We start from the raw sequence: 18,872 nt of genomic DNA, 5'->3' as shown, positions 1-18,872 counted from the left end.
CACAAACAAATGAACAGAATCGGTTTCATCGCATCGTCCATCCTGGTAGCGCTCGTGCTGCTGAGTTCGATGCTCTTCGTGGTCGACCAGCGCCAGTTCGGCGTCGTCTACCAGCTCGGCCAGATCAAGAACGTGATCACCGAGCCCGGGCTCAACTTCAAGCTGCCGCCGCCGATCCAGAACGTGTCGTACATCGATAAGCGCTTGCTGACGCTCTCCAGCCTCGAGGCCGAGCCGATGCTCACGGCCGAGAAGCAACGCGTGGTGATCGATTGGTATGTGCGCTGGCGCGTGACCAATCCGTCGGAATACATCCGCAATGTCGGCCTCGACGAGAACGCCGGTGCCGTGCAACTCAACCGCGTGGTGCGCAACGCCTTCCAGGAGAACGTCAACAAGCGCACCGTGCGCGACCTGATCTCCGTGCGGCGCGAGGCCCTGATGGCCGACGTCCAGCGCGAGGTGCTGGCGGTGGTGAAGGGCGCGAAGCCGTGGGGCGTCGACATCATCGACGTGCGCATCACGCGCGTCGACTATGTCGAGGCCATCACCGAATCGGTCTATCGCCGCATGGAGGCCGAGCGCAAGCGGGTCGCCAACGAGCTGCGCTCGACCGGTTTCGCCGAAGGCGAGAAGATCCGCGCCGATGCCGATCGGCAGCGCGAGGTGATCGTGGCCAATGCCTACCGCGAAGCGCAGAAGATCAAGGGCGAGGGCGATGCCCAGGCCGCCGCGGCATACAGCGAGGCCTTCGGCCGCGATCCGCAGTTCGCCCAGTTCTATCGCAGCCTGGATGCCTATCGCCAGAGCTTCAACAAGAAGAGCGATGTCCTGGTGGTGGATCCGGCATCGTCGGAGTTCTTCCAGGCCTTCCGCAACCCCGGGGCACCACGGCGCTGATGCGGTCGTGAGCGCCGCCGCATTCTGGAGCGCGCTCGGCTTCGTGCTGGTGATCGAGGGACTGCTGCCGTTCCTGTCGCCCGCGCGATGGCGGCGCGGCATCGGGCAGCTCATGGAGCTGCGCGATGGCCAGCTTCGTTTCGTCGGACTCGGCGCGATCGTCGCGGGTCTTTTCGTCCTCTGGCTGGTGGCCTGAGTCCCGCTTTCGACGGCGATGCCGGGAACGGCGGAAGTCGCGCCCGGTAGAATTCCGGTTTAACCACGTCCCGCTTGCCATGTCCGCCTGGGTCCTTCCGGATCACATTGCCGATGTGCTGCCTTCCGAGGCCCGCCACATCGAAGAACTTCGACGCGAACTGCTCGACACCGCCCGTGGCTATGGTTACGAGCTGGTGATGCCGCCGCTGATCGAGCACATCGAGTCGCTGCTGTCGGGCACCGGCGAGGCGCTCGACCTGCAGACCTTCAAGCTCGTCGACCAGCTCTCGGGCCGCACGCTCGGCCTGCGCGCCGACACCACGCCGCAGGTCGCGCGCATCGATGCCCACCTGCTCAACCGCCAGGGCGTGGCGCGCCTGTGCTACTGCGGCCCGGTGGTGCACACCCGGCCCGATGGTCCGCACGCCACGCGCGAGCCCCTGCAGTTCGGTGCCGAGATCTACGGCCATGCCGGACTCGAGGCCGACACCGAGATCCTGTTCCTCGCCCTGGACTGCCTGCGGTCGGCCGGTGTCGCGCGCGCGCAGACGCCGCTCGTCGACCTGGCCGATGCGCGCATCGTGCGTTCGCTCCTCGCCGATGCGAGCATCGACGCGGCGACGCTGGCGCGCGTGCATGCCGCGCTGGCCGCCAAGGACGACAGCGAACTGAGCGTCCTGACGCGCGACTTCCCCGCCGCCTCGCGCGATGCGCTGCGGGCGCTGGTGAACCTCTATGGCGATGCCGACGTGCTCGACGAGGCCGCCCGCGTCCTGCCCGACACGCCCCTCGTGCGCGAGGCGCTCGCCGACCTCCGGCGACTGGCCGCGCGCCTGCGCGACGACGCCCCGGACGTCCGCGTGAGCTTCGACCTCTCCGACCTGCGCGGCTATGCCTACTACAGCGGCATGCGCTTCGGCATCTATGTCGAAGGCGCCGCCGATGCCCTGGTGCGCGGCGGCCGCTACGACGAGGTCGGCGCCGTGTTCGGCCGCAACCGGCCGGCCGTGGGCTTCAGCGTCGACCTGCGCGAGCTGGTCGGCGTGCTGCCGGCGCGGCCGCTGCGAGCCGCCATCCGGGCACCCTGGAGCGAGGCGCCCGGACTGCGCTCCGCCATCTCGGCACTGCGCGACGGCGGCGAGACCGTGGTCTGCGCGCTGCCGGGCCACGACAGCGAAATCGACGAATTCCATTGCGACCGCGAGCTCGTCGAGCAAGCCGGCCAGTGGCATGTCCAAGCCATCTGAATCTTCGAGAGCACACACACATCATGAGCGTTACCACCGGTAGAAACGTGGTCGTCGTCGGCACCCAGTGGGGCGACGAGGGCAAGGGCAAACTGGTCGACTGGCTGACCGAGAGCGCCCAGGGCGTGGTCCGCTTCCAGGGCGGCCACAACGCGGGCCACACGCTGGTCATCAACGGCGTGAAGACCGCGCTGCACCTGATCCCCAGCGGCATCATGCGTCCGGGCGTCAAGTGCTACATCGGCAACGGCGTGGTGCTGTCGGCGGCCAAGCTGTTCGAGGAGATCGAGGGGCTGGAGAAGGCCGGCGTGGAGGTGCGTTCGCGCCTGCGCATCAGCGAGGCCTGCCCGCTGATCCTGCCGTTCCACGCCGCGCTGGACATCGCGCGCGAGGCCTATCGCGAGAAGGGCGGCATCGAGAAGATCGGCACCACCGGCCGCGGCATCGGCCCGGCCTACGAGGACAAGATCGCGCGCCGCGCCCTGCGCGTGCAGGACCTGAAGCACCCCGATCGCTTCGCGGCCAAGCTGCGCGTGCTGCTCGACCTGCACAACCACGTGCTGACGCAGGTGCTGAGCGCGCCGGCGATCGATTTCGACACCGTGTTCGACGAGGCGATGCGGCACGCCGAACTGCTGCGGCCGATGATGGCCGATGTCTCGCGCGAGCTCAACGACGCCCATCGCAACGGCGCCAACCTGCTGTTCGAGGGCGCCCAGGGCACCTTGCTCGACGTCGACCACGGCACCTATCCGTATGTCACCTCCAGCAACTGCGTGGCCGGCAACGCCGCCGCCGGTTCGGGTGTCGGGCCGGGCATGCTGCACTACGTGCTGGGCATCACCAAGGCCTACTGCACGCGGGTCGGTGGCGGTCCGTTCCCGACCGAGCTGGACTGGGAGACGCCGGGCACGCCGGGCTACCACATGAGCACCGTGGGCGCGGAGAAGGGCGTCACCACGGGCCGCAGCCGCCGCTGCGGCTGGTTCGATGCCGCGCTGCTCAAGCGCTCGGCGCAGGTCAACGGACTCTCCGGCCTGTGCATCACCAAGCTCGACGTGCTCGACGGCATCGAGAAGCTCGAGCTCTGCACCGGCTACGAGCTCGATGGCGAGACCACCGACATCCTGCCGATGGGCGCCGACGAGATCGAGCGCTGCACGCCCATCTACGAGACCCTCGAGGGCTGGACCGAGAGCACCGTCGGCGTGACCCAGTACGACCGGTTGCCGGTCAACGCGCGGCTCTATCTGCAGCGCATCGAGCAGGTCACGGGCGTGCCCATCCACATGGTCTCCACCAGCCCCGACCGCGACCACACCATCATGATGCGCCACCCCTATCTGGCCGACTGAGCAGGACCATCCCCATGTTGACCGAAGACGGCAAGCACCTCTACGTCAGTTATGACGAGTACCACAACCTGATCGAGAAACTGGCGATCAAGCTCCACCAGTCCGGTTGGGAGTTCGACACCATCCTGTGCCTGGCGCGCGGCGGGCTGCGGCCCGGCGACGTGCTCTCGCGCATCTTCGAGAAGCCGCTGGCGATCATGTCGACCAGCTCCTACCGCGCCGATGCCGGCACGGTGCAGGGCCATCTCGACATCGCGCGCTTCATCACCACGCCCAAGGGCGAGCTGGCGGGCAAGGTGCTGCTGGTGGACGACCTGGCCGACTCGGGCCACACCCTGCACGCCGTGGTGGACCTGCTGCGCACCAACTACAAGCCGATCACCGAGCTGCGCAGCGCGGTGCTGTGGACCAAGGCGCTGTCGACCTTCACGCCCGACTACTCGGTCGAGTTCCTGGCCACCAATCCCTGGATCCACCAGCCGTTCGAGAGCTACGACAGCATGGGCGCCGAGAAGCTGCTGAAGAAGTGGTCGGTCTGACCGTCGCGCCACGCATGCCTCGTCCCCCCCGATCCGAGCATCCCGGTCAGCCGATCACCGAGCTGATCCATCATCCCTACCAGCCGCCGGCGCACTTCGAGGCGCCGCAGCCCGGCGTGTACAAGGCCTCGACGGTGTTCTTCGCCGACGTGGCCGCCATGCGGGCCCGCGACTGGAAGACCAAGGCCGGCTACACCTATGGCCTGCACGGCACGCCCACGACCTTCACGCTCGAGGCGCGCATCGCCGCGCTCGAGGGCGCGAGCGAGTGCCTGCTGGTGCCCAGCGGGCTCGCGGCGATCGCGCTGGTGTCCTTCGCATTGCTCAAGAGCGGCGACGAGGTGCTGATCCCCGACAACGCCTATGGCCCCAACAAGGCGCTCGCGACCGGCGAGCTGGCGAACTTCGGCATCACGCACCGGCTCTACGACGCCATGGACCCGGACGACCTGGCCGCCAAGCTCGGCGAGCGCACCAGGCTGGTCTGGCTCGAGGCCGCCGGCTCGGTCACGATGGAGTTCCCAGACCTGCCCGCGCTCGCCGACCTGTGCCGGGCGCATGGCGCCGTCAGCGTGCTGGACAACACCTGGGGCGCGGGCCTGGCCTTCGATCCCTTCGACTTCGACCGCAGCGGGCAGGGCGTCGACGTCTCGGTGCATGCGCTGACCAAGTACCCCAGCGGCGGTGGCGACGTGCTGATGGGCAGTGTCGCCACCCGCGACGCCCGCCTGCACCAGGCGCTCAAGCTCACGCACATGCGCATGGGCTGGGGCGTCGGTGTCGGCGATGTCGAGACCATCCTGCGCGCCCTGCCGAGCATCGCCCTGCGCTATGCCGCGCACGACCGCGCCGCGCGCGAACTGGCGCGCTGGTTCGAGACGCGCGAGGAGATCGCCCGGGTGCTGCATCCGGCGCTCGCCGACTCGCCGGGCCACGACAACTGGCGGCATCTGTGCGGCACCAGCGACCTGGCCGCGGGCCTGTTCTCGGTGGTGTTCGACGAGCGCTTCAGCTCCGATCAGGTCGATCGTTTCTGCGACGGCCTGCGGCTCTTCCGCCTCGGGTATTCGTGGGGCGGACCGATCAGCCTGGTGGTGCCCTACGACATCGGATTGATGCGCGACGCCACGGTGGCACGCTGGCCGCATCGCGGCACGCTGGTTCGATTCTCGGTCGGGCTCGAAGCGGTGGAGGACCTGAGGGCCGACCTGGAGCAGGCACTGGCAGCGCTCTGAGCGGGCTTCCTTTATCGCTTACAGTCGAAGCACGCGCGTTCATCCGGACCCGCCCTGCCTCAAGGAGAAGAAGTGGCAACACCCAACTACGGCTACGAGAAGCGCCAGAAAGAACTGGCCAAGAAGAAGAAGAAGGAAGAGAAGCTTCGCGACAAGGCCCAGCGCAAGCTCAGCCCCAGCAGCGAAGGCCTGGCTCCCGGCGATCCGGAAACCGATGTCGCGGCCCTGGAGCGCGATCCGCCCACCGTGCCCGAACTCCCGACCAAGAACGGCTGATCCGCCCGCCCGGTCCCCACGGTCCCGTTCCATTCCCGTCGAAGCCGCCAGCTGCGAGTCGCAGATGGCGGCTTCTTCGCATGCGCGCACCGGATGCCCCGGCGAACTCGCAGGACTCAGAGGAGCTTGCGCAACTCCGGCCAGACGTTGTCGAGCATGCGCGGCTGCGCCGCCGCCACGGGATGGATGCGGTCGGCCTGGAACATGTCGGCCGCGTCCGGGCCATCGGCCACGCCCCGCAGCAGGAAGGGCACCACCGCCGATTTCGTCGACCGGGACACGTCGAGGAACATGGCCTCGAAACGCCGCAGGTAGTCGCCGCCATAGTTGGGCGGCACCTGGATGCCGACGATCAGCACCTGCGCGCCGGCGGTCTGCGAGGCCTTGGCCATCTGGGTCAGGTTGTCGGCGGTGTTGGCGATCGGCAGGCCGCGCAGGGCGTCGTTGGCGCCGAGCTCCAGCACCACGTGCGTGGGCTGGTGTTGCCGCAGCAGGGCCGGCAGGCGCGTGCGGCCGCCGGAGCTGGTGTCGCCGCTGATGCTGGCGTTGACCACGCGCGCATCGACCTTCTGCTGCGCCAGGCGCTGCGTCAGCAGCGCGACCCAGCCCTGGCCGCGCTGCAGGCCGTACTCGGCCGAGAGCGAGTCGCCGACCACCAGGATCACCGCCGGCCGGCGTGTCGCGCCGCGCGTCTGTGCGCCGGCCCAAGACCCCGCTGCGCCGGTCAGCGCACCGGCCAAGATAAAGTCGCGTCGATTCACCACATCCCACCTTTCCATGTTGCCAGCCCCAGCCGATGCAATTGTTGCCGTAGCGCACGTTTTCAAGTCCGTCACCGATTCCACCGGCACGCTGGACATCCTGCGCGATGTCGACTTCTCGCTCGGCGCGCGCGAGACCGCCGCCATCGTCGGTGCCTCGGGCTCGGGCAAGAGCACGTTGCTGTCGATCATCGCCGGACTCGACACGCCCACGCGCGGCACCGTGCATCTGGGTGGCCAGGACCTGTTCGCCATCGACGAGGACGAGCGCGCCGCGTTGCGGGCGCAGAAGGTCGGCTTCGTGTTCCAGAGCTTCCAGCTGCTGGGCAACCTGAGCGCGCTGGAGAACGTGATGCTGCCGCTCGAGCTCGCCGACCGTCGCGATGCCCGCCGGACCGCCACCGAGATGCTCGGCCGCGTCGGCCTCGGCCAGCGCCTGGGCCACTATCCGAAGGTGCTCTCCGGTGGCGAGCAGCAGCGCGTGGCGCTGGCCCGCGCGTTCGTCGTGCAGCCGCAGCTGCTGCTGGCCGACGAGCCCACGGGCAGCCTCGACTTCGCCACCGGCGAGCAGGTCATGGAGCTGATGTTCGATCTCAACCGCGAGCTCGGCACGACGCTGGTGCTGGTCACGCACGACCGCGCCATCGCACAGCGCTGCGACCGGCGCATCACCATCGACGCCGGCCGCGTCGCGGCGGACGATCGCAGCGCCTGAGACTGGCCGCGCGTCCGGAGGATCGCCCGATCCGGCGGGGATAATCCAGCGGATGTCCTCTCCCCCCAAAGTGATTTTCGGCTTCCACGCCGTGGGCGTGCGCCTCAAGACCGCGCCCGCCTCGGTGCTGGAGGTGCTCTTCGATGCCAGCCGCCGCGATGCGCGCATGAAACAGTTCATCGCGCGCGCCCAGGAAGCCGGTGTGCGCCTGGTCGAGGCCGATGGCCTGCGCCTGTCCAAGCTGAGCGGCAGCCACGGCCACCAGGGCGTCGCCGCGCGCGTCGAACCCATCCTCCAGACCCATTCGCTCGACGAACTGCTCGAAGGCCTGGAGGCGGCGCGCACGGTGCCGCTGCTGCTGGTGCTCGACGGCGTGACCGACCCGCACAACCTGGGTGCCTGCCTGCGCGTGGCCGATGGCGCCGGCGCGCATGCCGTGATCGCGCCCAAGGACCATGCCGCCGGCATCAACGCCACGGTCGCCAAGGTGGCCAGCGGTGCCGCCGAGACGGTGCCGTACTTCATGGTGACCAACCTGGCGCGCACGCTCGGCGAACTCAAGGAGCGCGACATCTGGTGCGTCGGCACCAGCGACGACGCGCCCGGCACGCTCTACCAGAGCGACCTGAACCGCCCGCTGGCCCTGGTGCTGGGCGCCGAGGGCGCGGGCATGCGCCAGCTGACCCGCAAGAGCTGCGACGAGCTGGTCGGCATCCCGATGCGGGGCGCGGTGGAGAGCCTCAACGTGTCGGTGGCCAGCGGCGTGTGCCTCTACGAGGCCATGCGTCAGCGGGGCGCCGCCTAGCCGCCGGTCCGGGCGCGCGGACCTAGACGTCCAGCCAGGGCGAGCCGCCCGTGGCGGTGGCGGCGACCATGTCGCCCTCGCTGGCGCCCAGGGCCTCGGCCAGCGCCAGGCGCACCAGGTCGGGCCGATTGTTCTGCTCGCTCAGGTGCGCGCCGACCACGTGGCGCAGGCCCGGGTGATGCACGGCGCGTGCGATGTCGGCCGCCGCGGCATTCGACAGATGGCCATAGTTGCCGCCCACCCGCAGCTTCAGGAACGGTGGATAGGCCGATGCCGCCAGCAGGTCGACATCGTGGTTGCATTCGAGCAGCAGGGCGTCGAGCTTGACCAGCTGCGCCATCACGTGCGGCGTCGCGTGGCCGAGGTCGGTGAGCACGCCCAGCGTGCGGGCGCCATCGGTGCAGCGCAGCTGCAGAGGCTCGCGCGCGTCGTGCGGGACCGTGAAGGGCAGCACGTCGAGGTCGCCGACCCGGATGTGCGCGCCGTCGTGCGCCAGGTTCAGCCGACCCTCGTAGTCGTGGCCGCCCGTGGCGAGCCAGGTGCCCTCGCTCATCCACACCGGGATGCGTTCGCGTCGGGAGAGGGTCTGCACGCAGCCGATGTGGTCGCCGTGCTCGTGGGTGATGAAGATGGCGTCGATGTCGCTGGCGGCGACGCCGGCGCCGGCCAGGCGCTTGTCGAGCTGCCGGATGCCGAAGCCGCAATCGATCAGCAGCAGCGAGCGCCTGCCGTCGCTGGTGGCCTCGACCAGCGTCGCGTTGCCCGTGCTGCCGCTGCCGAGGCTGCGAAAACGCAGCATCAGGCGCTGCTCCGACCGCGTCGGATGCCCGCCGGCGCGCGTCGTGGCCCGATCCCGTGGAACCGCATGGCGGCCTCGTCTCCCGTTCTTACTTCAGGTCGTCGGCGATGACCTGGACGATGCGCTGCGCATCGGCCGAGGTGTCGGGCACGCCGGCCTCGTTCAGCACCGAGACCGTGCTGCTGTCGCCCTGGCTCTTGATCAGGATGCGGAACTTCAGCGGCGACTCGTTGGGCTTGGAGCGGCCGAAGCTGAGGATCTTGCTCAGGATGCTGGGCTCCTTGCGGTCGGTGGTGGGCGTCACGTAGCGCACGAAGTAGGTGCCGGCGCTGCGGTCGCGGTCCTCCACGGTGAAGCCGGTGCGGTCGAGCGCCAGGCCGACGCGGCGCCAGGCGCGGTCGAAGGGCTCGGCGATCTGCACCACCGGGCGGCCGTCGACGGTCGCGGCGCGGGGCGTCTGCACCGGCGAGGCGGTGGCGATCAGCGCCTTCGACTGCTCCTGCGAGACGCCGAGCTTGACCATCAGGCGGCGCAGGAATTCGGATTCGAGTTCGGGGTCGCTGGCGCGCGGCTGCCAGACGGTGTTGTCCTTCTGGACCGAGGTGTAGACCTCCACCATGCCGCGATGGCTGATGTAGATCTCGGTGCCGTTGGGGGTGCGCTCGAAGCGGGTGCGGAAGCGATCGAGTTCTCCGGTGGAGTAGACCGAATCGACCAGCTTGCCCAGCGCGCCGCGGATGATGTCCTGCGGCAGCTTGGCGCGGTTCTCGGCCCAGTCGGTCTCCATGATGCCGAGATTGCGCTGGTCGGTGGTCAGCAGGAAGCCGCTCTCCTGCCAGAAGTCGCGCACCGGCTCCCAGAGCTGGTCGGGGGAGCGGCCCACCACCAGCCAGCGCTGGTTGCCCGCGCGCTCGATGCGCACGTCGCCCACCGAGGACACCGCCGCCGGCTGGCCCGGGGCGCTGGCCGTGCTGGTGCGGAAGCCGCTGGCCGTCACGGCGCCGCCGGGCACGGCATAGCGGTTGTCGCGCGACAGCTGGGTCAGGTCGGGCGGGACTTCGAGCGTGGGGGCCTTGCCGGCGCTCTTGTAATCGATCTTGTCGCCTTCCATCACGGAACAGGCGGAGAGGCTGGCCACGAGGGCGAGCAGCGCAAAGCGCGAAGAGTGGTTCAACGTTGTATTCCTTGAGGAAACGGGTTCGGTCGGGCGGTGCCCGGGACGGTCCTGCGATGGGAGTCGATGCGCGGGCGAAAGTTTTGCCTGGCCGCGCACGATCGGCAGCGAAGGAACGTCAATCGCGCAGCAGGCCGCAGGCGCGCAGTGCCGCTTCGACGGTCGGACGATGGCTCTCGCCGAGCTCGACCAAGGGCAGGCGCAGCGCGGGGCCGCACAGGCCCAGGCGTGCCATGGCCCACTTGACGGGAACGGGATTGGGTTCGACGAACAGGTGGCGGTGCAGCGGCATCAGCTCGAACTGGATGCGCATCGCGGTGGCGACATCGCCGGCGAGCGCCGCCACGCACAGCTCGTGCATGCGGCGCGGCGCCACGTTGGCCGTCACGCTGATGTTGCCCTTGCCACCGCACAGCATCAGCGCGACCGCGGTCGGATCGTCGCCCGAGTAGACGGCGAAGCGCGAGGGCAGGTCGCGGATCAGCCACTGGGCGCGCTCGATGTTGCCCGTGGCTTCCTTGATGCCGATGATGCCGGGCACCTCGGCCAGGCGCAGCACGGTGTCGTGCGCCATGTCGGCCACGGTGCGGCCGGGCACGTTGTACAGGACCATCGGCAGGTCGCCCACGGCCTCGGCGATGGCCTTGAAGTGCCGGTACTGGCCTTCCTGCGTCGGGCGGTTGTAGTAGGGCACCACCTGCAGCTGGGAGTCGGCGCCCACGCCCTTGGCGAAGCGCGCCAGCTCGATGGCCTCGCGGGTGGAGTTGGCACCGCAGCCGGCCATGATCGGAACGCGGCCCCTGGCCTGCTCGACGGACACGCGGATGATCTCGCAGTGCTCCTCGACGTCGACCGTGGGCGACTCGCCGGTGGTGCCGACCACGCCGAGGCAGTCGGTGCCTTCGTCGATGTGCCAGTCGATCAGCCTTCGCAGGGCGGAATAGTCGACGCTGCCGTCGTCATTCATCGGCGTGGCGAGCGCGACGATGCTGCCTGTCAGTTGCTCCAAGGGGATCTCTCTGTCGGGTGGACGAAAAGCCGGCATTCTACCGAGCGCCCCCGGATGGCATCCGGGGTGAGACTGCTTCGCTGGAAAGGGTTTGCAACAGGGCCGGCGTCTCGCGCGGGACGTGCCCGGAGGCGTCGCCGGCACGCGGGCGGATCGCCGCGATGCGCTGCACGACGCGCGCCGGCGCCTCCAGGAAGCCATGCTCGTAGGCCACCACGTGCAGGTCACGGCAGGCCTCGAGCAGCTCGCCCGGGCGCAGCAGGAAGTCCGGGCGCGTCGGTCGTCCGAAGGCCTCGTTGCCGGCCGCGAAGGTCTCGTAGACGAGCACGCCGCCAGGGGCCACGGCGGCCACGATGTCGCTCAGCCGCGGTCGCCAGAGGTAGTGGGTGACGACGACGATGTCGAAGGTCCGGCCGGCGAAGGGCCAGGGCCCGGCCTCGATGTCGGCCTCGACGAGTTCGGCGCCGTCGCGTGCCAGCGCGGCCAGGGTGCCCAGCGCCTCGGCCGAGCGGTCGACGCCGGTCACGCGATGGCCGCGCGCATGGAACCAGCGCAGGTGCCGGCCGACGCCGCAGGCGACATCGAGCAGCGTGCCGCCGGGCGCGGCCAGGCCGCTCCAGCGCAGCACCCACGGCGAGGGCGGCGAGGGCGGCGAGGGCGACGATGTGACCGGCGCGATGCTGTCGGGAGCCATGGTCAGAAGCAGGCCCACACCTGGTCGATCATCGTCACCACGAAGTCCGCCCGCGTGTAGAGCAGGAAGACGCCCGCGAGCACGGCCGCCCCGAGCACCCCCGCGAGCGCGCCGCGCAGGCGCTGCGCCAGGGGCCGAAAGCGGTGGTCGCGCGGCCCGACGGAGCGCGCGGACGGAGCGGGAGCGGGCCTGCGCATCGCCACCTCAGGCCGGACGCGGCACCGGCGCGCGCACGATCGCGGTCTCCCGGATCGGCAGGTTGACCAGGCCGGCGAGCACGCCCAGGGCGATGGCGATGTACCAGACGATGTCGTAGCTGCCCGTGCGGTCGTACAGGAAGCCGCCCAGCCACACGCCCAGGAACGAGCCCACCTGGTGGCTCAGGAACACGAAGCCGCTGAGCATCGACAGGTGCGCCACGCCGAAGATCTGCGCCACCAGCGCATTGGTCGCCGGCACCGTCGACAGCCACAGGAAGCCCATCACGCTGGCGAACACGTAGACGCTCATCGGCGTCAGCGGCGCCAGCAGGAACACGCTGATGGCGATGGCGCGCCCGAAGTAGATCGCCGCCAGGATCTTGCGCTTGGCCAGCCGCTGGCCGAGCGTGCCGGCGACATAGGTGCCGAAGATGTTGAACAGCCCGATCAGCGCCAGCGCGTAGCTCGCGACCTCGGGCGACAGGCCCTTGTCCTTCAGGTAGCTGGGCATGTGCACGCCGATGAAGACGACCTGGAAGCCGCAGACGAAATAGCCCGCCATGAGCAGGCCGAAGCTGGGATAGCGGAAGGCCTCGCCCACCGCCTGCAGGATGCTCTGCTGCGCCCCGCCGGCGGGGGCGGCGCGGCGCGGCTCGCGCAGGCCGAAGGCGAACGGAACGATCAGCAGCACGGCCGCCGCCAGCACCAGCAGCGCGTTGTGCCAGCCCAGCCGCGCGATCAGCTGGCCCTCCACCGGCACCATCAGGAACTGCCCGAACGAGCCCGCCGCCGCCGCCACGCCCATGGCCCAGGAGCGCCGCTCGGCCGGGATCTGCCGCCCGATCACGCCATAGATCACGGCATAGGTGGTGCCGGCCTGCGCGGCGCCGATCAGGACGCCGGTGGTCAGCGCGAACGTCAGCGGCGTCGACGACAGCGCCATGCCCGCCAGGCCCGCGGCATAGAGCGCGGCGCCGATCAGCAGCACCCGGAAGGCGCCCAGACGGTCGGCCAGCATGCCGGCGAAGACGCCCATCACGCCCCAGGACAGGTTCTGGATCGCGAGGGCGAACGAGAAGGTCTGGCGCGTCCAGCCCTGCTCCTGCGTGATCGGCTGCAGCCACAGGCCGAAGCCGTGGCGGATGCCCATGGAGAGCGTGACGATCAGGGCGCCGCACAGCAGCACCTGCTGCATCGACAGGTGAGGGGGGGTGGAGCGGGGGGACATCCTCCGAATGTAGTCATTCGAGGCCATCGCCGCAGCTTTCGGGCGACAGGCGCGACGATGATATTCGGGCGCACTTTCGATGCGCGACGTGCATCGACCCCGAAATCGACCGGTGGTACTGTACGAATATCCAGTTCTGCGAACGCGCTCTCATTACAATCCCACGCCATGGCGACTTCCCCCAAGAACTCCTCCACGCCCCCGGCGTATTCCGAAGGTTCGATCCGCGTCCTCAAGGGCCTCGAACCGGTCAAGCAGCGCCCGGGCATGTACACCCGCACCGACAACCCGCTGCACATCATCCAGGAGGTGCTGGACAACGCCGCCGACGAGGCGCTCGCCGGCCATGGCAAGAAGATCCGCGTCGTGCTGCACGCCGATGGCTCGGTCAGCGTCGAGGACGACGGTCGCGGCATCCCCTTCGGCCTGCATCCCGAGGAACGGGCGCCGGTGGTGGAGCTGGTGTTCACCCGGCTGCACGCCGGCGGCAAGTTCGACAAGGGCTCGGGTGGCGCCTACAGCTTCTCCGGCGGCCTGCACGGCGTCGGCGTCAGCGTGACCAACGCCCTGTCGACGCGGCTGGAGGTGACCTCGCACCGCGAGGGCTCGGTGGCCCGGCTGGCCTTCGCGGCCGGCGACGTGGTCGAGCCGCTGGCGGTGCGTCCGCTGGCGGCCGGCGAGCGCAAGCTCGGCACCACGGTGCGCGCCTGGCCCGATCCCAAGTACTTCGAATCGCCCGTGCTGCCGCTGGGCGAGCTCACGCACCTGCTGCGCAGCAAGGCGGTGCTGATGCCCGGCGTCACCGTGACGCTGGTCAACGAGAAGACCAAGGACCAGCAGCAGTGGCTCTACAAGGGCGGCCTGCGCGACTACCTGATGCAGACGCTGCATGGCGAGCCGGTGATCCCGCTGTTCGAGGGCGCCGGCCATGCCGACCGCAACGCCGACAACTTCGCCGAGGGCGAGGGCGCCGACTGGTGCGTGGCCTTCACCGAGGACGGCCAGCCGGTGCGCGAGAGCTATGTCAACCTGATCCCGACCAGCGCCGGCGGCACCCACGACAGCGGCCTGCGCGACGGCCTGTTCACCGCCGTCAAGAGCTTCATCGAGTTCCATTCGCTGCTGCCCAAGGGCGTCAAGCTGCTGCCCGAGGACGTGTTCGCGCGCGCCTCCTACGTGCTGAGCGCCAAGGTGCTCGACCCGCAGTTCCAGGGCCAGATCAAGGAGCGCCTGAACTCGCGCGATGCCGTGCGGCTGGTGTCGAGCTTCGTGCGCCCGGCGCTCGAGCTGTGGCTCAACCAGCACGTCGACTACGGCAGGAAGCTGGCCGAACTCGCCATCAAGGCGGCGCAGACGCGCCAGCGAGCCGGCCAGAAGGTCGAGAAGCGCAAGGGCTCCGGCGTCGCCGTGCTGCCGGGCAAGCTGACCGACTGCGAGAGCAAGGACATCGGCCACAACGAGGTCTTCCTGGTCGAGGGCGATTCCGCCGGTGGCAGCGCCAAGATGGGTCGCGACAAGGAGTCGCAGGCCGTGCTGCCCCTGCGCGGCAAGGTGCTCAACACCTGGGAAGTCGAGCGCGACCGGCTGTTCGCCAACACCGAGATCCACGACATCTCGGTGGCCATCGGCATCGATCCGCACGGCCCCGCCGACACCCCCGACATGAGCGGCCTGCGCTATGGCAAGGTCTGCATCCTCTCCGACGCCGATGTCGACGGCTCGCACATCCAGGTGCTGCTGCTGACATTGTTCTTCCGCCATTTCCCCAAGCTGATCGAGGCCGGCCACGTGTACGTGGCCAAGCCGCCGCTGTTCCGGGTCGACGCGCCGGCGCGCGGCAAGAAGCCCGCGTCCAAGGCCTATGCGCTCGACGAGGGCGAACTCGTCGCCATCCTCGACAAGCTGCGCAAGGACGGCGTGCGCGAGGGCGCCTGGAGCATCAGCCGCTTCAAGGGCCTGGGCGAGATGAGCGCGGAACAATTGTGGGAAACCACGCTCAATCCGGACACCCGCCGCCTGCTGCAGGTGCGCCTGGGACGTTTCGGCTTCACCGACACGCAGGGCGAGATCACCAAGCTGATGGGCAAGGGCGAAGCCGCCGCGCGGCGTGAACTGATGGAGCTGCGCGCCGACGACGTCGAGATCGACGTCTGACCGCGACCCCGTCGCCGGGCATCCATCGGCCCGGTTCCTGCATCCCACATTCCCCGTGAAGATTCCCACCCCGTTGCGTTCCCTGATCCTCGCCGCCGCGCTGTCGCTGGCGCAGCACGCCGCGCTCGCGGCCGACATCTACGGCTATGTCGACGCCCAGGGCACGGCGCACTTCGCCGCCGAGAAGCAGGACGCCCGCTACCGGCTGCTGTTCCGGGGCGGGCAGAGCTTCGACACCGCGCAGGGCCTGGGCCCGCTGGCCGGCGGCACGCCGCGCGCTGGCGCCCGGGCCGGCGGCGGCGCCGTGTCGCCGGCCGCGCAGACGCTGCTCGCGATCTTCGAGGCCTCGCCGGACCATCGCGCCGCCAAGGCGGCGCTGCAGCTGGCCGCGCGCGCGCACGCCATCGACTACGAGCTGCTGCAGGCCCTGGTGGCGACCGAATCCGGCTTCGACGCCCAGGCCGTCTCGCCCAAGGGCGCGCGCGGCCTGATGCAGCTGATGCCCGGCACGGCCGAGCGCTACGGCGTGCGCGCCGATGCCCGCGCGACGCTGGAGCAGAAGCTGTTCGACCCGCGCGTGAACATCGCCGCCGGCTCGCGCTACCTGCGCGACCTGATCGCGCGCTTCCAGGGCCGCATCGAGCTGGCCCTGGCGGCCTACAACGCCGGCGAGGGCGCCGTCCAGCGCGCCGGCAACCGCATCCCCGACTACCGCGAGACGCAGAACTACGTGCAGACCGTGCTGCAGCTCTATGCCTACCTGAAGCCCGGCGCCACCTCGGCGGCCTCGAGCGCCCTGACCGGCCCGGCCGCGGCCGCCGGCCGTGGCGGCCGGGCGCCCCAGCGCGTGCGCATGGAGCTCGCCGGCGCCGCCGCGAGCGCTCCCGACCGAATCCCCGACAGATCGACTGATTGACCCCAAGACCCATGGACGACCAACCCACGCTCGACCTCCCGGCCCCCGCGGACGACCCCAACGCGCTCACCCTGGCCGACTATGCCCAGACCGCCTACCTCGAATACGCGCTGTCCGTCGTCAAGGGCCGCGCGCTGCCCGACGTCAGCGACGGCCAGAAGCCGGTGCAGCGCCGCATCCTCTACTCGATGTCGCGCATGGGGCTGGGCTTCGGCGGCGCCAACGGCACCGTCGGCGCCAAGCCGGTCAAGAGCGCGCGCGTGGTCGGCGACGTGCTCGGCCGCTTCCATCCGCACAGCGACCAGGCGGCCTACGACGCGCTGGTTCGCATGGCGCAGGACTTCTCGCAGCGCTATCCGCTGATCGACGGCCAGGGCAACTTCGGCAGCCGCGACGGCGACGGCGCCGCCGCCATGCGCTACACCGAGGCCCGGCTGGCGCGCATCACCAGCTTGCTGCTCGACGAGATCGACGAGGGCACGGTCGACTTCGTGCCCAACTACGACGGCTCGACCGAGGAGCCGGCGTTGCTGCCCGGACGGCTGCCCTTCGTGCTGCTCAACGGCGCCAGCGGCATCGCCGTCGGTCTGGCCACCGAGATCCCCAGCCACAACCTGCGCGAGATCGCCGATGCCTGCGTCGCGCTCATCAAGACCCACGGCAAGCTCACCGAGGAGGAGCTGCTGCAGATCGTCCCCGGCCCCGACTACCCCGGCGGCGCCCAGATCATCAGCAGCGCCGGCGACATCGCCGATGCCTATCGCACCGGCCGCGGCTCGCTCAAGGTGCGCGCGCGCTGGAAGATCGAGGAGCTCGCGCGCGGCCAGTGGCAGCTGGTGGTCAACGAGCTGCCGCCGGGCGTGAGCACGCAGAAGGTGCTCGAGGAGATCGAGGAGCTCACCAACCCCAAGATCCGCGCCGGCAAGAAGGCGCTGAGCGCCGAGCAGGTGCAGCTCAAGGCGCTGGTGCTGGCGCAGCTCGACGTGGTGCGCGACGAGTCCAGCAAGGACGCGGCGGTGCGCCTGGTCTTCGAGCCCAAGACCTCGCGCATCGGCCAGGACGAGTTCATCACCACCTTGCTGGCGCAGACCTCGCTGGAGACCTCCTCGTCGATCAACCTGACGATGGTCGGCGGCGATGGCAAGCCGACCCAGAAGTCGCTGCGCCGCATGCTGGAGGAGTGGATCGAGTTCCGCGCCAAGACCATCGAGCGGCGCTCGCGCCATCGCCTGGCCAAGGTGCTCGACCGCATCCACATCCTCGAGGGGCGGCAGCTGGTGCTGCTCAACATCGACGAGGTGATCGCCATCATCCGCTCGGCGGACGATCCCAAGGCGGCGCTGATCGCGCGCTTCCACCTGAGCGAGCGCCAGGCCGAGGACATCCTGGAGATCCGCCTGCGCCAGCTGGCGCGGCTGGAGGCGATCAAGATCGAGCAGGAGCTCAAGGCCCTGCGCGACGAGCAGCGCCGGCTCGACGAGATCCTGGGCAGCCCGGCGGCCCTGCGCCGCCTGATGATCAAGGAGATCGAGGCCGACGCCAGGACCTTCGAGGACCCGCGCCGCACCCTGATCCAGGCCGAGAAGCGCGCCGTGGCCGAGGTCCGGGTGCTGGACGAGCCGGTGACGGTGATCGTGTCGCAGAAGGGCTGGGTGCGCACGCAGAAGGGCTGGGCCAGCGAGCGCGCGGCGCAGCCGGGCGCGGCGCCGCTCGAGTACAGCTTCAAGTCCGGCGATGCGCTCTATGGCGCCTTCGAATGCCGCACCGTCGACACGCTGCTGGTCTTCGGCACCGCCAAGGACAAGGGCGTGCGGGTCTACACGGTGCCCGTGGCGTCGCTGCCCGGCGGGCGCGGCGACGGCCAGCCGGTCACGACCCTGATCGAGCTCGACAGCGGCACCCACGTGGCGCACTGCTTCGCCGCGCCGGCCGGCGCGCTGCTGCTGCTGGCCACCACCGGTGGCTATGGCTTCACGGCGCAGGTCGAGCACATGATGTCGCGCCATCGCGCCGGCAAGACCTTCGTCGCGGTGGGCGAGGGCGAGCAGCTGTGCCGGCCGGCGCTGGCGGGTGGCGCCAGCGGCGCCGAGCCGATGCCGATGGCGACGCACGTGGTCTGCGCCTCCGCCGGCGGTCGCATCCTGACCTTCGAGATGGCCGAGCTCAAGGCCATGCCCAAGGGCGGCCGTGGCCTGATGCTGATCGACCTCGAACCCAAGGACACGCTCGCCGGCGCCACGCCCTACACGCGCAGCGTGCGCATCGAGGGCATCGGCCGCGGCGGCAAGGAACGCGACGAGACGCTGGAGATCCGCACCCTCAACAACGCGCGCGGCCCGCGCGGACGCAAGGGCAAGGCGGCCGACCTGGGCTTCAAGCCGACCCACGTCGTGCGGGTGCTCTGACCATGAATCTGCTGGCGAACCTCGACCTCAGCACCCTCGGCCTGGTGTTGGCCTCCCTCACCGGCGTCGGCAGCTTCGTGCTCGGGCGCCACCTGCGCCGCAGGCGGCTGGAGAAGCGCGCCGCGCGCGAACGCATCGCCGAAGAGGCGACCCAGAGCCGCCAGGTGCGGCGCGCCAAGGAGCGCACCCAGCGCAAATAGGGTGATTCCAGGTGCTTGCCTGTACCCATCGCTCCATGGTGACGGTCGGCTGGCATGATCAC

At 69.9% G+C, this 18,872-nt stretch carries 20 protein-coding genes; 13 read left to right on the top strand and 7 right to left on the bottom strand.

Annotation, left to right across the window (positions count from 1 at the left end; translation table 11 throughout):
- The first annotated feature begins 9 nt into the window (after nucleotides 1-9).
- From hflC to AC1MLT_RS08255, 7 genes are all read left to right on the top strand, one after another.
- Nucleotides 10-900 (top strand): protease modulator HflC, encoded by an 891-nt coding sequence (gene hflC / locus AC1MLT_RS08285; RefSeq protein WP_481031780.1) that lies wholly within the window; start codon nucleotides 10-12, stop codon nucleotides 898-900.
- 7 nt (nucleotides 901-907) lie between these two features.
- Nucleotides 908-1,096 carry a DUF2065 domain-containing protein gene (locus AC1MLT_RS08280; RefSeq protein WP_481031779.1) on the top strand — a complete coding sequence of 63 codons (189 nt, stop codon included), beginning with the start codon at nucleotides 908-910 and terminating at the stop codon, nucleotides 1,094-1,096.
- A gap of 79 nt (nucleotides 1,097-1,175) precedes the next feature.
- On the top strand, nucleotides 1,176-2,345 hold the full coding sequence (locus AC1MLT_RS08275; protein WP_481031777.1) for an ATP phosphoribosyltransferase regulatory subunit: 1,170 nt from the start codon (nucleotides 1,176-1,178) through the stop codon (nucleotides 2,343-2,345).
- 23 nt (nucleotides 2,346-2,368) lie between these two features.
- On the top strand, nucleotides 2,369-3,700 hold the full coding sequence (locus AC1MLT_RS08270; RefSeq protein WP_481031775.1) for an adenylosuccinate synthase: 1,332 nt from the start codon (nucleotides 2,369-2,371) through the stop codon (nucleotides 3,698-3,700).
- A gap of 14 nt (nucleotides 3,701-3,714) precedes the next feature.
- Nucleotides 3,715-4,239: a phosphoribosyltransferase gene (locus AC1MLT_RS08265; RefSeq protein WP_481031773.1), complete on the top strand. Its 525-nt coding sequence runs from the start codon at nucleotides 3,715-3,717 to the stop codon at nucleotides 4,237-4,239.
- A 14-nt stretch (nucleotides 4,240-4,253) separates the two neighbouring features.
- Nucleotides 4,254-5,474: a PLP-dependent transferase gene (locus AC1MLT_RS08260; protein WP_481031771.1), complete on the top strand. Its 1,221-nt coding sequence runs from the start codon at nucleotides 4,254-4,256 to the stop codon at nucleotides 5,472-5,474.
- 72 nt (nucleotides 5,475-5,546) lie between these two features.
- The gene (locus AC1MLT_RS08255) at nucleotides 5,547-5,750 is read left to right on the top strand and encodes a hypothetical protein (RefSeq protein WP_481031769.1); all 204 of its coding nucleotides are present in this window, start codon (nucleotides 5,547-5,549) and stop codon (nucleotides 5,748-5,750) included.
- A 116-nt stretch (nucleotides 5,751-5,866) separates the two neighbouring features.
- On the opposite strand, the gene AC1MLT_RS08250 is transcribed toward AC1MLT_RS08255, so the two are convergent.
- Nucleotides 5,867-6,529: an arylesterase gene (locus AC1MLT_RS08250; RefSeq protein WP_481031767.1), complete on the bottom strand. Its 663-nt coding sequence runs from the start codon at nucleotides 6,527-6,529 to the stop codon at nucleotides 5,867-5,869.
- On the opposite strand from AC1MLT_RS08250, the gene AC1MLT_RS08245 reads away from it, so the two are divergent.
- Together AC1MLT_RS08245 and rlmB are read left to right on the top strand one after the other, a co-directional pair.
- Nucleotides 6,528-7,226, top strand: a complete 699-nt coding sequence (locus AC1MLT_RS08245) for an ABC transporter ATP-binding protein (RefSeq protein WP_481031765.1) — start codon at nucleotides 6,528-6,530, stop codon at nucleotides 7,224-7,226. The genes AC1MLT_RS08250 and AC1MLT_RS08245 overlap by 2 nt on opposite strands.
- Before the next feature lie 52 nt (nucleotides 7,227-7,278).
- A complete protein-coding gene (gene rlmB / locus AC1MLT_RS08240; RefSeq protein WP_481031763.1) occupies nucleotides 7,279-8,031 on the top strand; it encodes a 23S rRNA (guanosine(2251)-2'-O)-methyltransferase RlmB in 753 nt (250 codons plus the stop codon).
- A gap of 22 nt (nucleotides 8,032-8,053) precedes the next feature.
- Here rlmB and AC1MLT_RS08235 read toward each other — a convergent pair whose 3' ends face one another.
- The 6 genes from AC1MLT_RS08235 to AC1MLT_RS08210 all read right to left on the bottom strand — a co-directional run bounded on the left by AC1MLT_RS08235 (nucleotide 8,054) and on the right by AC1MLT_RS08210 (nucleotide 13,135).
- Complete coding sequence (locus AC1MLT_RS08235; RefSeq protein WP_481031761.1) at nucleotides 8,054-8,830, bottom strand: MBL fold metallo-hydrolase; 777 nt, start codon at nucleotides 8,828-8,830, stop codon at nucleotides 8,054-8,056.
- Between the two features lie 88 nt (nucleotides 8,831-8,918).
- Nucleotides 8,919-10,004 carry an outer membrane protein assembly factor BamC gene (gene bamC / locus AC1MLT_RS08230; RefSeq protein ID WP_481031759.1) on the bottom strand — a complete coding sequence of 362 codons (1,086 nt, stop codon included), beginning with the start codon at nucleotides 10,002-10,004 and terminating at the stop codon, nucleotides 8,919-8,921.
- A gap of 118 nt (nucleotides 10,005-10,122) precedes the next feature.
- Nucleotides 10,123-11,049, bottom strand: coding sequence for a 4-hydroxy-tetrahydrodipicolinate synthase (dapA, locus tag AC1MLT_RS08225; RefSeq protein WP_481031757.1), 927 nt, complete (start codon nucleotides 11,047-11,049; stop codon nucleotides 10,123-10,125).
- 1 nt (nucleotide 11,050) lies between these two features.
- Nucleotides 11,051-11,707 (bottom strand): class I SAM-dependent methyltransferase, encoded by a 657-nt coding sequence (locus AC1MLT_RS08220; protein ID WP_481031755.1) that lies wholly within the window; start codon nucleotides 11,705-11,707, stop codon nucleotides 11,051-11,053.
- Nucleotides 11,708-11,709: 2 nt separating this feature from the next.
- Nucleotides 11,710-11,904 (bottom strand): hypothetical protein, encoded by a 195-nt coding sequence (locus tag AC1MLT_RS08215; protein WP_481031753.1) that lies wholly within the window; start codon nucleotides 11,902-11,904, stop codon nucleotides 11,710-11,712.
- A 7-nt stretch (nucleotides 11,905-11,911) separates the two neighbouring features.
- Entirely contained in the window at nucleotides 11,912-13,135 is a 1,224-nt protein-coding gene (locus tag AC1MLT_RS08210; protein ID WP_481031751.1) for an MFS transporter, read from the bottom strand.
- Nucleotides 13,136-13,303: 168 nt separating this feature from the next.
- Between AC1MLT_RS08210 and AC1MLT_RS08205 the strand changes: the two genes are divergently transcribed.
- The 4 genes from AC1MLT_RS08205 to AC1MLT_RS08190 are packed head-to-tail and all read left to right on the top strand — an operon-like array spanning nucleotide 13,304 to nucleotide 18,810.
- Nucleotides 13,304-15,289 (top strand): DNA topoisomerase IV subunit B, encoded by a 1,986-nt coding sequence (locus AC1MLT_RS08205; protein ID WP_481034871.1) that lies wholly within the window; start codon nucleotides 13,304-13,306, stop codon nucleotides 15,287-15,289.
- Between the two features lie 55 nt (nucleotides 15,290-15,344).
- The gene (locus AC1MLT_RS08200; protein WP_481034870.1) at nucleotides 15,345-16,205 is read left to right on the top strand and encodes a lytic transglycosylase domain-containing protein; all 861 of its coding nucleotides are present in this window, start codon (nucleotides 15,345-15,347) and stop codon (nucleotides 16,203-16,205) included.
- A gap of 11 nt (nucleotides 16,206-16,216) precedes the next feature.
- On the top strand, nucleotides 16,217-18,610 hold the full coding sequence (parC, locus tag AC1MLT_RS08195; protein ID WP_481034868.1) for a DNA topoisomerase IV subunit A: 2,394 nt from the start codon (nucleotides 16,217-16,219) through the stop codon (nucleotides 18,608-18,610).
- Between the two features lie 2 nt (nucleotides 18,611-18,612).
- Nucleotides 18,613-18,810: a hypothetical protein gene (locus AC1MLT_RS08190; RefSeq protein ID WP_481034866.1), complete on the top strand. Its 198-nt coding sequence runs from the start codon at nucleotides 18,613-18,615 to the stop codon at nucleotides 18,808-18,810.
- Nucleotides 18,811-18,872 lie beyond the last annotated feature (62 nt).

It is taken from the genome of Variovorax sp. PEI5 (assembly GCF_056679935.1).
The sequence above is the reverse complement of the archived record's forward strand: the minus strand, read 5'-3'. Positions and strand labels throughout refer to the sequence as shown.

Coding starts and splice junctions, on each gene's coding strand:
- hflC (WP_481031780.1), top strand. CDS start 10: ATGAACAGAATCGGTTTCATCGCATCGTCCATCCTGGTAGCGCTCGTG.
- AC1MLT_RS08275 (WP_481031777.1), top strand. CDS start 1,176: ATGTCCGCCTGGGTCCTTCCGGATCACATTGCCGATGTGCTGCCTTCC.
- AC1MLT_RS08270 (WP_481031775.1), top strand. CDS start 2,369: ATGAGCGTTACCACCGGTAGAAACGTGGTCGTCGTCGGCACCCAGTGG.
- AC1MLT_RS08265 (WP_481031773.1), top strand. CDS start 3,715: ATGTTGACCGAAGACGGCAAGCACCTCTACGTCAGTTATGACGAGTAC.
- AC1MLT_RS08260 (WP_481031771.1), top strand. CDS start 4,254: ATGCCTCGTCCCCCCCGATCCGAGCATCCCGGTCAGCCGATCACCGAG.
- AC1MLT_RS08245 (WP_481031765.1), top strand. CDS start 6,528: ATGTTGCCAGCCCCAGCCGATGCAATTGTTGCCGTAGCGCACGTTTTC.
- AC1MLT_RS08250 (WP_481031767.1), bottom strand. CDS start 6,529: ATGGAAAGGTGGGATGTGGTGAATCGACGCGACTTTATCTTGGCCGGT.
- rlmB (WP_481031763.1), top strand. CDS start 7,279: ATGTCCTCTCCCCCCAAAGTGATTTTCGGCTTCCACGCCGTGGGCGTG.
- AC1MLT_RS08235 (WP_481031761.1), bottom strand. CDS start 8,830: ATGCTGCGTTTTCGCAGCCTCGGCAGCGGCAGCACGGGCAACGCGACG.
- dapA (WP_481031757.1), bottom strand. CDS start 11,049: ATGCCGGCTTTTCGTCCACCCGACAGAGAGATCCCCTTGGAGCAACTG.
- AC1MLT_RS08220 (WP_481031755.1), bottom strand. CDS start 11,707: ATGGCTCCCGACAGCATCGCGCCGGTCACATCGTCGCCCTCGCCGCCC.
- AC1MLT_RS08215 (WP_481031753.1), bottom strand. CDS start 11,904: ATGCGCAGGCCCGCTCCCGCTCCGTCCGCGCGCTCCGTCGGGCCGCGC.
- AC1MLT_RS08210 (WP_481031751.1), bottom strand. CDS start 13,135: ATGTCCCCCCGCTCCACCCCCCCTCACCTGTCGATGCAGCAGGTGCTG.
- AC1MLT_RS08205 (WP_481034871.1), top strand. CDS start 13,304: ATGGCGACTTCCCCCAAGAACTCCTCCACGCCCCCGGCGTATTCCGAA.
- parC (WP_481034868.1), top strand. CDS start 16,217: ATGGACGACCAACCCACGCTCGACCTCCCGGCCCCCGCGGACGACCCC.
- AC1MLT_RS08190 (WP_481034866.1), top strand. CDS start 18,613: ATGAATCTGCTGGCGAACCTCGACCTCAGCACCCTCGGCCTGGTGTTG.